We start from the raw sequence: 13,110 nt of genomic DNA, 5'->3' as shown, positions 1-13,110 counted from the left end.
CTTAAAATACATTGATTTACGAAATTTTTTTTGTATAATTAAATTTATTGAAAGTGCTTACATTATATGTGAGCGAATATTGAATCTGGGGGATTAAAATGGACGCGTATTTATTAATTATCACTTTATTAGCGATAGTTATTGTTATAGTTGGCGTATCAATATTTAAATGGCACGCATTTATTAGCCTATTGATGGCTAGTCTTTTCCTTGCTATTTTTGCTGGCATGGACCTTGATGAAATTGTAAAAGCATATGAAACAGGTGTTGGAGGAACACTGGGACACTTAATCGGTATCATTGCATTAGGTGCAATTTTAGGGAAAATGCTTGCGGAATCGGGTGCAGGTCTAAAAATTGCCAATTTCTTTATCCATGTATTTGGTGAAAAGAAATTACCGTGGGCAATGTTTTTCTCTGGATTTGTTATTGGGATTCCAGTATTTTTTGAGGTTGGAATTTTAATCTTACTTCCACTTGTTATTTCTATTCAAAAAGCTTCAAAGAAAAATATTTTATTGATTGCCTTACCGGCTATTGCTGGATTATCAATCGTTCATGGTTTAGTGCCACCACATCCAGGCGCAGTGGCTGCCATTGGAATTTATAACGCTAATTTAGGGAAAGTTCTGCTTTATTCATTAATCATTGCAGTTCCTGCTGGTATAATCGGTGGTCCCCTTTATGCAAAATATATTAGTAAGCGAGTAACTCCTGAAGAAGAACCAGAATTTGTGCATATAGAAGAAAAGAATGAAAATCAGCTACCTGGTACATTTATTTCGTTTTTCTCCATTTTACTTCCAGTACTTTTAATGATTGTTGGCACAATGGCACCTTATATGCACGTTGGCAAATCATTTGAAAATGCGTTTATGTTTATTGGAAGTCCGCTAATAGCACTTCTTATTTCAGTTTTCTCTGCTTATTATTTTCTTGGATTTAGACTAGGACAGGACAAAAAAGCGATTAAAAAGTTTACAGAAGATTGTATAATTCCTGTTGGGTCCATCGTATTGATCGTAGGTGCTGGTGGGGGATTCAAACAAATCCTTATCGACAGTGGTGTTGGTGATACCATTGGTCATTTAGCCCAAAACTTCTCAGTATCACCATTGGTATTGGCCTTTATCATTGCTGGCATGATCCGAATTGCAACAGGATCTGCAACAGTGGCATTAACAACAGCTGCCGGGATCGTCTCTCCTATTATTGCAAACATGTCAGACGTTAATTTAGAACTTTTAGTCATTGTCACGGGTGCAGGGTCATTAATGTTTTCACATGTGAATGATGCCGGTTTCTGGATGGTAAAAGAATATTTGGGACTATCCATTAAAGAAACATTTAAAACTTGGACGGCCTTAGAAACGATTCTTTCCTTTGTCGCATTTGCATGTGCATTGTTTATGAATGTATGGATCTAATTGTCCAGAAATATAGATTGGAAGAAAGAAGATGGAGAAGATTGAGGATATACAAAGTCTTCTCCTTTTTTCTTATAGACGGGTTTGGGAAATAGCATGACGCATTCTTTCAAGTGCATGGTTCGCTTCGTCTTTATGTTGAATCATTGTATTAACATACAATGCATCGATGATACTCAACTGTCCAATTCGAGAGGAAAGGGCTTCAGAACGATATTCTGTTTCTTCTGAGCTTGTATAGAGAGCGACATCCGCTAATTGACTAATAGGTGATTTTGGGAATCCTGTAATGGCGATGATCGAAGCCCCATTTTCTTTTGCGGTTTTAGCAATTTGAATAGTATCTCGATTACGACCCGAATGTGAAATAACAATTGCTAGGTCATCTTTAGATACTTGTGAAGCGGACATCAATTGGAAATGCGAATCGATAAAAGCAAAGCATTTAACACCTGTTCTTATAAATTTATGGTAAGCATCCATAGCTATTACGGAAGAACCACCTGTACCATAAAAATAAATATGTTTTGCTTGATTCACTAATTGAACCGCTTTGATCATGGATGTTTCCTCTAAAATATGCATCGTATTTTCAAGTGTCCGAATATTGGATTTGAAAATTTTTTCGAAGATCGTTTTTTCATCATCCTCTTCTGAGATTTCCTCGTGAATTTGTTGGATGGGTGTGATGATTTCAGAGGCTAAAGAGATTTTCATTGCTTGATATCCTTTAAAACCTAAGCGCTTACAAAAACGAAAAACAGTGGCATCAGCAATGTTTAAATCAGCAGAAACTTCGTTAATCGTTTTATTAATAATACGTGTAGGATCTTCTTGGATATAATCCGCAATTCTCTTTTCCTTTTCACTAAAGCGAGGATATAGAGAATGGATCTTTTTAATCGTATTTTGTGTCATAAAGGAATTCCTTTCAAATAATAATCGTACATGTAGTATAGCATATTTAAATAAAAGAAAAAATATTTCATTATATAATTGAAAACTAGAAATTATTTTTAGTATAATAGGATCAAGATTGAAATGAAAGAGGAGCGTTATAGATGAATATAGGGTTAGTGGGATTAGGAAAAATGGGATTTAATCTCGGATTAAATTTATTGAAACACCAACACCGTGTATTTGCTTTTGATGTGAATGCAGAGGCTGCAAAGAATTTTTCATCAGAAGGTGGCGATACTTTTACATCCTTACAAGAATTGGTAAAGGCTTTACCGAAACCAAGGGTTATTTGGCTAATGGTCCCTGCGGGGAGAATAACCAAAGATACTGTAGAGCGATTAAAAGAAATGCTTGAAGCTGGTGATATTTTAATTGATGGTGGAAACTCACATTATAAGGAAGCTATAAGTATTGCAGAAGAACTACAACAACAGGGGATCTTCTTTATGGATATTGGCACAAGTGGTGGTACTGCTGGCGCATTGAATGGTGCTTGTATGATGATTGGCGGAGATGAACAAGCGTTTCAAGTCATTGAACCATTTATCCGAGATATTTGCGTAGAGAAGGGGTATTTATATGCTGGTCAATCAGGTAGCGGTCATTTCTTGAAAATGATTCATAACGGAATTGAATATGGAATGATGCAAGCCATTGCAGAAGGCTTTGAAGTGTTAGAAAAAAGCCCATTTGACTATGATTATGAAAAAGTGGCGGAAATGTGGAATCATGGTTCGGTTATTCGCTCTTGGTTAATGGAACTAACACAAAATGCCTTTTCGAAAGATCCAAAATTAGAGGAGATTAAAGGGATCATGCATTCTTCTGGTGAAGGAAAGTGGACAGTTGAAACAGCTCTAGAGTTAAAAGTACCTGTTCCTGTCACATCATTAGCATTGATGATGCGTTATCGCTCTTTAGAAGAAGATACATTTACGGGGAAAGTAGTCGCAGCACTTCGCAACGAATTTGGTGGACACGCTGTTGAGAAGAAATAAATACAGGTCATTGAAAAAGCTAGCGATCGATAAATGATCACTAGCTTTTTTTACTTATCCCATACAAACAATAAGCCCTACATGAAAACTTAGAGGACAAGTAGGGGGTGAATAAACCTTTCCCTGAATGAAGGCTCACTTACATGAAAATAATTATTTTACCCATTTCTCCTGGAACTTCGTCATTTCGTGATATTCTTGTTCAAGTAATCGAGAAACTCGGATGAAAATGGGGACTAATTCTACATATACCTCTACATTTTCCTTAATTGGTTTGTGAACATGTGTTGAGCCGATCCATTCAGATACAATTGAAAAATCCTCGATTTCTCCTAAAGCATACATACCAAGGACGATCGCGCCAAGGCACGAACTTTCAAAGCTTTCAGGAACAGATACCTCTTGGTCGAATATATCTGCCATCATTTGACGCCATAATTCAGAACGCGCAAAGCCACCTGTCGCTTGAATTTTGTTGGGGATTCCAATGACTTCTTGCAATGCGATGAAAACCGTATAAAGATTAAAAATCACGCCTTCCAGCACTGCACGAATCATATGCTCTTTTTTATGATGTAAGCCTAACCCGAAAAATGAACCCCTTGCATTGGCATTCCATAATGGGGCGCGTTCACCTGCTAGATAAGGATGGAATAACAATCCATCTGAACCTGGTTTTACATGAGAAGCAATTTTCGTTAAAACATCATAGGGGTCTATTCCTAAGCGTCTTGCAGTTTCTACTTCGGAAGCGGCCAATTCGTCACGAACCCACCTAAATGTCATCCCGCCATTATTGATAGGTCCCCCGACAACCCAATGCTTGTCGGTTAGTACATAACAGAAGATCCGGCCCTTTGGATCCGTTACAGGGTGATCTGTCACTGTACGAATCGCACCACTTGTACCGATCGTGACAGCAACGACGCCCGGGTCAATCGCATTCACACCAAGGTTTGATAAAACACCATCATTAGCGCCTATTACAAATGGAACATGTGATGGTAAGCCGATTTCTTCTGCAATTTCATTTTTTAATCCATCAAGATAGTACGTAGTAGGCACTAGTTCTGATAATTGATCTTTTGTGATGCCGGCCACTTTTAAAGCGGTTTCATCCCAATCATTGTGCGTAAGATTGAACATCCCTGTTGCAGATGCAATGGAATGATCAACAATATAGCGGTCGAAAAAGTCGTGAAACACATATTCCTTCATCCCTATAAATTTAAATGCTTGTTGGAAAATCTCTGGTTTTTCATGACGTAACCACGTAATTTTACAAAGTGGCGACATGGGGTGGATAGGAGTCCCTGTACGTTTATAGATTTCATGGCCATTCATTTCCTTTTTAATTTTTTCTGCCCAATCTGTTGCACGCGTATCTGCCCATGTAATACAGTTTGTCAAAGGTTTGCCCTTTTGGTCGATCGCAATGACACTATGCATAGCTGCGCTGAATGAAACAAGTTTTACATCATTTATATCAATTTTGCTTTGTTGAATTGCAATATAAATCGATGTTTTAACCGCTTGCAAAATTTCATCTGGATCTTGTTCTGCAACATTGGGAGAAGGACTATACAATGGATAGCCCACATGATGCATACTAATGACTTGACCTTTATCACCAAAAAGTACGGCTTTGGTGCAGGTAGTACCTATATCAACGCCTAGATAATAAGACATTTTTGACATGACAATTTATTCTCCTTTATACAAAAACACATGAATTCATAAAAATATTTTCTACTAATTTTATTCTTCCGGAAAAAATATTTCTCATCATCATTTTACTGGACATAACTCATTAAGAAAAGGATTACAGTGAAAAAAGAATAGTTTTGAAAATTCAGCCTTCTATATTGATGATGCAATGCTTATGGAGTTTTATGGCTAGTTTTTTCATATGAGCAGACAGTAAGCTTGCCCACCACTATATGAAGTCTTACCTGATAAAATAGCGTTCCACACGATTGACGGATTGATTCATGTCCAATAAGTGAACGTTTTGATCTATTGAAGAACACCCAATTTCCCAATGACTTCAATATTTTTCAATAAAATAGATTTGTGAAATTCCTGATTGTCACATACAATCAAACGATTTTTCGACCTCGTTTTGTTATAATAAAGATACGATATAGGAACACAAGAGAGGTAATAAAATGACTTACACACCGATGATGCAACAATATTTACAAGTAAAAGCAGACTATCAAGATGCTTTTTTATTTTTCCGTTTAGGAGATTTTTATGAAATGTTCTTTGAAGATGCATTAAAGGCATCACAAATTTTAGAAATTACATTAACGAGTAGAGATGCAGGGATGGAAGAGCGCGTGCCCATGTGTGGGGTACCGCACCATTCTGTCCAAAATTATATTGAAACACTCATACAAAAAGGTTATAAAGTAGCAATTTGTGAGCAAACAGAAGATCCAAAATTGGCAAAAGGTGTTGTGAAACGGGAAGTCATTCAGCTTATTACGCCCGGAACAATTATGGAAGGTAAAACGATTGATGGAAAATCCAATCATTTTATCGCATCCGCTACAAAACTAAAAAAGACTGAATATGCCTTTAGTTATTTAGATTTATCGACGGGAGAATCGATTACAACATTTGTAGAGGGCGACAAAAAAGATTTGATCCAGCAGCTTCAGGCATTTAATATTCGCGAATTGGTCGTCAAAGATGATCTATTTGAAGAATTGCAAGAGTTAGCTGAAACTTATTCAATCGTCCTGTCATTAGAAAATGAAGGGATGGCTGAGGACAACAGCCTTGTATATGTGGAACAAGCGCCAGAGGAACTGCATGAGGCTTGCCGTATTTTACTTCATTATATTGAACGTACGCAAATGCGTTCACTAACACATATTCAACCTTTTTCTTATCTTGAAGTGAAAAATTACTTAAATATCGATACGAATTCTAAACGTAATTTAGAACTGATTCAATCATTACGTGGTGGTGATCAGAAAGGAACATTGCTGTGGCTGCTCGATGAAACATCGACCGCCATGGGAGGAAGAAAACTTAAACAATGGCTTCATCAACCGCTTGCCAATCGTAAAGCCATTGAAAAACGTCTAAGTATTGTAACAGACCTATTAGAAGAATATTTTATCCGTACGGAATTACAGGAATTGTTAAAAAAAGTCTATGACTTAGAACGATTAGCAGGGCGTGTTGCTTTTGGTAGTGTAGGTGGCCGGGATTTAGCTCAATTACGTGATTCATTGCGTCAAGTTCCTGCTATTAAAGACCAATTGATCCATTCAAGCAAGGAACATTTAGTTCCACTAGGCCAAGCGTTAGATTTATGTGAAGATGTAGAAATCTATTTGAGTAAAGCCATTACAGATCACCCTCCTATTTCTATAAAAGAGGGGGATGTGATTCGGGAAGGATTTAGTGAAAAACTAGATGAATTGCGCTATGCATCTCGAAACGGTAAAGACTGGATCGCTCAATTAGAGCAAAAAGAACGCCAAGCGACAGGCATCAAAAACTTAAAAATAGGGTATAACCGAGTGTTTGGTTATTACATTGAAGTCACCAAATCGAATATTGGATTAGTAGATCTTAATCGATATGAACGTAAGCAAACATTGACAAATGCTGAACGGTATATTACGAAAGAATTAAAAGAAAAAGAGTCTATTATTTTAAATGCGGAGGAAGAAAGCTTAGTACTTGAATATCAATTGTTCACAGAAATTCGTGAGTATCTAAAACAATTTATTCCTCGACTTCAAGCATTAGCATCAGATATCAGTGAATTAGATGTTTTTACAAGCTTTGCTACTGTTACGGAAAAATATCATTTTGTCAAACCGACATTCCATGAAGGACGAGCATTAAAAATTATCAATGGGAGACACCCTGTCGTTGAGAAAATGATGAATAAGCAATTGTATGTTCCAAATGATTGTATTTTGGATACAGATCAAAATATGATGCTGATTACAGGACCGAATATGTCAGGGAAAAGTACGTATATGCGTCAAGTAGCTTTAATTACAGTAATGGCGCAAATGGGCTGTTATGTACCTGCGGATGAGGCGGAGCTACCTATTACGGATCAAATTTTTACACGTATTGGTGCGGCTGATGATTTAGCAGGTGGACAAAGCACATTTATGGTCGAAATGCTTGAATCACAACATGCGATCACGAATGCTACTGCTAACAGCTTATTGCTATTTGATGAAATTGGTCGTGGTACATCTACTTACGACGGTATGGCACTAGCACAATCAATGATGGAATATATCCATAATGAGATTGGTGCAAATACATTATTTTCAACACATTACCATGAATTAACGGCTTTAGAAAATGAGTTAGATCGCTTGCAAAATGTACATGTGTCAGCTGCTGAACAAAATGGCAAAGTGGTGTTCTTACATAAAGTGAAAAAAGGACCAGCAGACAAAAGCTACGGTATCCATGTCGCAGAGTTAGCAGCATTACCGAAACCCATTATAGAACGTGCACGTGTTTTATTAGCAGAATTTGAAGCAACGGATATAGAACCTGTTCTTCATCAAAAAGAAGTAGCAGCCACGGCTGGAGCAATGACAGAGAAAGAGACGGTAGAAATACCGAAATCCGCCACATCATCTGTCTATGAAGAAACGACAGCACAGCTTTCACTTTTTGAAGAAGAGCCTGTTGTCAAAGAAGTAACAAAACCTAAATTATCAGCTGTTGAAAAAGAAGTAGTTGATCAGTTGAAGCGGTTAAATGTATCTGGTACAACCCCTATGGATGCCTTACAGCTTGTCTATCAGTTACAACAATCGTTATTACAAAAATAGGAGATGCTTAATATGGGGCATATTCATATAATGGATGAATTCTTGTCCAATAAAATCGCAGCAGGAGAAGTGGTTGAGAGACCTTCCTCTGTTGTGAAGGAATTGGTCGAAAATGCTATCGATGCAGGAAGTACCTCAATTGAAGTGGTGTTAGAAGAAGCAGGAATGACCTCTATTCAAGTCATTGATAATGGATGTGGAATGGATGAAGATGACGCATTGATTTCCTTCCAAAGACATGCCACTAGTAAAATTAATAACGAACATGACTTGTTTCGCATTCGTACACTTGGTTTCCGTGGTGAAGCCTTAGCCAGTATCGCTTCGGTATCCAAAATCCATTTAATCACATCAAATGGTGAAGAAGGGATTGAGGTACAGCTCGATGGTGGGCAAATGATAGAAAAAAAACCCGGACCTCTTCGAAAAGGAACGGATATGACGGTTTCACAGTTATTTTTCAATACACCGGCTCGTTTGAAATATATGAAAACAATTCAAACGGAGCTTGGACATACAATCGATTTGATGAATCGTCTAGCACTTTGTTATCCAAATATAGCATTTAAACTCATACATCATGATCATGAACTATTGCAAACAAATGGTCGAGGGGATATGCGACAAGTTCTTGCAGCGATTTATGGCGTGTCGAATGCCAAGAAAATGGTCCATTTTGAAGGAGAATCTAAAGACTATAAGATTTCTGGTTACGCTACTATCCCAGAAATCACAAGAGCTTCGAAAAATTATATGTCTATATTCGTAAATGGACGTTGGGTTCGACATTATACGGTTCAAAAAGCAATGATTGATGCTTATCATACATTTTTACCGATTGGGCGATATCCCATTTCGGTCATTCATATTGAAGGAGATCCGTTCTTAACAGATGTCAATGTGCATCCTGCAAAACAACAAATCCGCTTAAGTAAAGAACCAGATTTAATGCAATTAATTGAACAAGTCCTTCACAAGGCTATTCGTCATTCAATGCAGGCTCCTGAGATCGCTCAAAAAAAGAAAAAGCCAGCACCATCGTCTGAACAGATTAATTTTTGGAAAAACATTAATTATGACACAACCAATATGCCGCAGTTCAACGAAAAGATAAAAAGAGGAGAAAATGAAAATTCAAGCGAGACAGGTTTCTCTTCGGTTTTTAAAGATGACATCATTAGTGAGCAAACAGAAAAAGGCTTTGCGGTAGAAGAAAGCTGGGAAGAAATCAAAGAATCACAAGGAATCAGCCAGTTGGAGCCAGATTCACAAGAAATCTGGTCAAATGATGAGGAAACAACTGAAGAGATCACTCCAACAGAAACGCCTAAGGAACCATTTCCTGAACTTGAAATCGTCGGACAAATTCATGGCACCTATATTGTTGCACAAAGTGAAGATGGATTTTATTTAATTGACCAACATGCTGCACAAGAACGTATTAAATATGAATACTTTAAAGACAAGGTGGGAGAAGTGAATGCTGATGAGCGTCAATCACTTTTATTGCCATTAACCTTTCATTATTCTGCTGATGAAGCACTAATTTTAAGAGAAAATACAAAAGCTTTAGAAGATGTGGGGGTTTATCTTGAAGAATTTGGTCAAAACTCATTTGTAGTACGTGAACATCCAACATGGTTCCCAAAAGGTTTTGAATCAGAAATTATTGAGGAATTGATCGAACAGGTATTGAAAGAACGCAAAACGGATATTAAGAAACTTCGAGAAGCAGCTGCTATCATGATGAGTTGTAAACGCTCGATCAAAGCTAATCATTATCTAGATAAATCACAAATGGAAAGATTGCTACAAGACTTAAAAACAAGGGTCAATCCATTTACTTGTCCACATGGTCGACCAGTCATTGTCCATTTTAGAACATACGAGATTGAAAAAATGTTTAAGCGCGTTATGTAATGAAGCAAAAGGAGGAATCTCACATGTTTTCAGCCGCGAAAAGAGATCAAGTCATTCAAACTTTAAATGATTATTCATTTGATGTTTTAGTTGTTGGTGGAGGTATCACGGGGGCTGGGATTGCATTGGATGCGGTATCCCGAGGGCTATCCGTAGCTTTAGTTGAGATGCAGGACTTTGCCGCGGGTACGTCTAGCCGTTCTACAAAATTGGTACATGGTGGTTTGCGTTATTTAAAACAAATGCAGATTGATGTTGTGAAGGAAACAGGAAGAGAACGAGAAATTGTCTATGAAAATGGTGTCCATATTACGAAACCTCAATGGATGTTGCTCCCTTTTTACAAAGGTGGAACATTAGGATCCTTGACAACATCTGTTGGACTAAAGATGTATGATCGTTTAGCAAATGTCAAAAAGTCCGAAAGACGTATGATGTTAAATACGAAAGAAACGCTAGCAAAAGAGCCATTATTAAAACAGCAAGATCTTAAAGGCGGCGGCTATTATGTTGAATACTTGACAGATGATGCTCGTTTAACCATCGAAGTATTGAAAAAAGCAGTCGAGCTGGGGGCGATTTGTTTAAACTATGCGAAGGTAGAAGAATTTGTATACGAGGATAACCATATTATGGGTGCGGTTGTGCACGATCAACTTTCTCAAAAAACTTGGACGCTACAAGCAAATACGGTTGTCAATGCTACTGGACCATGGGTTGATGATATACGAAAAAAAGATAAGATCAACAACCATAAGAAATTGCGTTTAACAAAAGGTGTTCATATTGTCATCGATCAAGCTCAATTTCCTTTACAACAGCCAATATACTTTGATGCACCAGATGAACGAATGATTTTTGCGATTCCTCGTGATGGCAAAACGTATGTAGGAACGACGGATACTTTTTATGATGATGATCCAATAAAACCTGTAGCAACAGATAAGGATATTGAATACTTACTTGGAACGATTCATTTTATGTTTCCAGATATCCCTATCTCAAAACAAGATATTGAATCCTGCTGGGCAGGCGTGCGTCCACTTATTTATGAAGAAGGAAAAAATCCATCCGAAATTTCAAGGAAAGATGAGATATGGGAATCTTCAACAGGTTTATTGACAATCGCTGGGGGTAAGTTAACGGGTTACCGTAAGATGGCGGAAAATATTGTCGATAAAATTGTTAAACGTAAACAATTTAAAAAAGCTGGGTCATGTACAACGGCAGAATTATCGCTTTCTGGTGCTAAAGGCATCAACTCTCAAAATTTTGATGCCTATGTGCATTACAAAGCGCAAGAAGGTATAAAATACGGATTAACTTTTGATGAAGCCTATCAATTGGTACGCAGATATGGTACAAATATTGATGATTTATACCGAATCATTCACACATTAAATGTGCAAGAAGGAAGCCTTCCACTACCATTAGATTTATATGCACAACTTATTTATGCGATGCAATATGAAATGGCTTATACGCCAGCGGATTTTTTTGTACGGCGTTCTTCAATGTTGTACTTCAATGTCAACAATGTCAAAAAGTATAAAGAATCCGTTATTCGATTGATGAGTAATTACTTGCATTATGCACCAAGCGAAGAGCAACGATATCGGAAAGAATTAGAAGAATTTATATATGATGCGGCACATTTTGCAAATGAAAAATCGATGCATTCAAAAATAAAGGAATAGACTGTATTACTTCCAATAAAGTGAAGTCTCTCACAGTGGGAGGCTTCTTTATCCCACATTAACGGGTAGTAAGACCCCCATCTCAAGATTTAGAGAGAACCGAGAAAGAAAGATGGGGGATCAACCGCCCGTAAAAGCCCGATTGGTTTAGCTAACCATCAGTGGGGGATGAAGAAAATCCCCACTGATGGAAGCTTCACTTTATCCTGACTGTGTGTGAGTTGAACAATTGTACTTTTTTCAGTGACTTGCTACTTGGAGTCTTGAAATTGTAGGATACGAGATTAAGCGATAGAGAACAAGGATTTTAAACGATATTAAAATGGTTGGAGAAGAAGAATGTTGCCAAAAGAATTAGATGTGATCGCAATCGTTGGACCGACAGCCGTTGGAAAAACTGCACTTAGTATTGAACTTGCCAAGGCCATTGATGGAGAAATTATCAACGGAGATTCCATGCAAGTTTATAAAGGTTTGAATATAGGGACAGCTAAAATTACACCTGAAGAAATGGAAGGAATTCCTCATCATCTGCTCGATATCAAAGAACCTACAGAATCTTTCTCGGTTGCAGACTATCAAAAACTAGTTCGCAGCAAAATTGATGAGATCAACGCAAAGGGAAGATGCCCAATTATTGTTGGGGGAACAGGGCTTTATATTCAAGCCGTATTATTTGATTATCGGTTTACGGAGGAAAAGATTGATCAAACCGTTCGTGAAAATTATTACAAAGAATTGGAGAAGATTGGTCCAGAGGCCATGCATGCAAAACTAGCTGCTATCGACCCTAAAACAGCAGCCATCATTCATCCAAATAATACACGTCGAGTTATTCGTGCTTTAGAAATGGCAGAGCACAATGGAGTTCAAAAATCAGACCAAATTCAACACTTAGGTAATCATCCATTATATAAACATCGGATCATTGGACTGAATATGGATCGACAGTTTCTTTATGAGCGGATCAATCATCGAGTAGATATAATGATAGAACAGGGTTTACTAGAAGAAGTAAGAGGGTTATATGACAAAGGAATCCGAGATGTACAGTCTATTAAAGCGATTGGATACAAGGAGATTTATGATTATTTAGATGGCAAAGTAACACTGCAAGAAGCCATTGACCAATTAAAACAAAATTCGCGTCGATATGCAAAGCGACAACTCACTTATTTCCGTAATAAGTTGGATATTGAATGGTTTGATGCTCAATTGGGTACAATAAAAATAATTGATAATATTTTACAAAAATAAAGGGAATTCACTAAAAAAAGCG

At 37.4% G+C, this 13,110-nt stretch carries 8 protein-coding genes; 6 read left to right on the top strand and 2 right to left on the bottom strand.

What is annotated here, in order from left to right; translation table 11 throughout:
* Window positions 1-98 precede the first annotated feature (98 nt).
* On the top strand, window positions 99-1,427 hold the full coding sequence (locus FEU33_RS10345) for a GntT/GntP/DsdX family permease (RefSeq protein ID WP_146549288.1): 1,329 nt from the start codon (window positions 99-101) through the stop codon (window positions 1,425-1,427).
* 72 nt (window positions 1,428-1,499) lie between these two features.
* Here FEU33_RS10345 and FEU33_RS10340 read toward each other — a convergent pair whose 3' ends face one another.
* Window positions 1,500-2,345 (bottom strand): MurR/RpiR family transcriptional regulator, encoded by an 846-nt coding sequence (locus FEU33_RS10340; protein WP_146549287.1) that lies wholly within the window; start codon window positions 2,343-2,345, stop codon window positions 1,500-1,502.
* Between the two features lie 143 nt (window positions 2,346-2,488).
* Between FEU33_RS10340 and gnd the strand changes: the two genes are divergently transcribed.
* Window positions 2,489-3,385: a phosphogluconate dehydrogenase (NAD(+)-dependent, decarboxylating) gene (gene gnd / locus FEU33_RS10335; RefSeq protein ID WP_146549286.1), complete on the top strand. Its 897-nt coding sequence runs from the start codon at window positions 2,489-2,491 to the stop codon at window positions 3,383-3,385.
* Between the two features lie 153 nt (window positions 3,386-3,538).
* Here the strand turns inward: gnd and gntK are convergent, their stop codons facing one another.
* Window positions 3,539-5,083: a gluconokinase gene (gene gntK / locus FEU33_RS10330; RefSeq protein WP_186731384.1), complete on the bottom strand. Its 1,545-nt coding sequence runs from the start codon at window positions 5,081-5,083 to the stop codon at window positions 3,539-3,541.
* Window positions 5,084-5,553: 470 nt separating this feature from the next.
* Here gntK and mutS point away from each other — a divergent pair, with 470 nt between their 5' ends.
* The 4 genes from mutS to miaA all read left to right on the top strand — a co-directional run bounded on the left by mutS (window position 5,554) and on the right by miaA (window position 13,088).
* On the top strand, window positions 5,554-8,214 hold the full coding sequence (gene mutS / locus FEU33_RS10325; protein ID WP_146549285.1) for a DNA mismatch repair protein MutS: 2,661 nt from the start codon (window positions 5,554-5,556) through the stop codon (window positions 8,212-8,214).
* Window positions 8,215-8,226: 12 nt separating this feature from the next.
* Complete coding sequence (gene mutL / locus FEU33_RS10320) at window positions 8,227-10,134, top strand: DNA mismatch repair endonuclease MutL (protein ID WP_146549284.1); 1,908 nt, start codon at window positions 8,227-8,229, stop codon at window positions 10,132-10,134.
* A gap of 23 nt (window positions 10,135-10,157) precedes the next feature.
* Complete coding sequence (locus tag FEU33_RS10315; protein ID WP_146549283.1) at window positions 10,158-11,831, top strand: glycerol-3-phosphate dehydrogenase/oxidase; 1,674 nt, start codon at window positions 10,158-10,160, stop codon at window positions 11,829-11,831.
* A 339-nt stretch (window positions 11,832-12,170) separates the two neighbouring features.
* Window positions 12,171-13,088, top strand: coding sequence for a tRNA (adenosine(37)-N6)-dimethylallyltransferase MiaA (miaA, locus tag FEU33_RS10305; RefSeq protein WP_146549282.1), 918 nt, complete (start codon window positions 12,171-12,173; stop codon window positions 13,086-13,088).
* The last annotated feature ends 22 nt before the right edge of the window (window positions 13,089-13,110 follow it).

It is taken from the genome of Rummeliibacillus suwonensis, from assembly GCF_007896435.1.
In the GTDB taxonomy this organism is placed as follows: domain Bacteria; phylum Bacillota; class Bacilli; order Bacillales_A; family Planococcaceae; genus Rummeliibacillus; species Rummeliibacillus suwonensis.
This window is presented reverse-complemented; position numbering and strand designations above follow the sequence as displayed.

Coding starts and splice junctions, on each gene's coding strand:
- FEU33_RS10345 (WP_146549288.1), top strand. CDS start 99: ATGGACGCGTATTTATTAATTATCACTTTATTAGCGATAGTTATTGTT.
- FEU33_RS10340 (WP_146549287.1), bottom strand. CDS start 2,345: ATGACACAAAATACGATTAAAAAGATCCATTCTCTATATCCTCGCTTT.
- gnd (WP_146549286.1), top strand. CDS start 2,489: ATGAATATAGGGTTAGTGGGATTAGGAAAAATGGGATTTAATCTCGGA.
- gntK (WP_186731384.1), bottom strand. CDS start 5,083: ATGTCAAAAATGTCTTATTATCTAGGCGTTGATATAGGTACTACCTGC.
- mutS (WP_146549285.1), top strand. CDS start 5,554: ATGACTTACACACCGATGATGCAACAATATTTACAAGTAAAAGCAGAC.
- mutL (WP_146549284.1), top strand. CDS start 8,227: ATGGGGCATATTCATATAATGGATGAATTCTTGTCCAATAAAATCGCA.
- FEU33_RS10315 (WP_146549283.1), top strand. CDS start 10,158: ATGTTTTCAGCCGCGAAAAGAGATCAAGTCATTCAAACTTTAAATGAT.
- miaA (WP_146549282.1), top strand. CDS start 12,171: ATGTTGCCAAAAGAATTAGATGTGATCGCAATCGTTGGACCGACAGCC.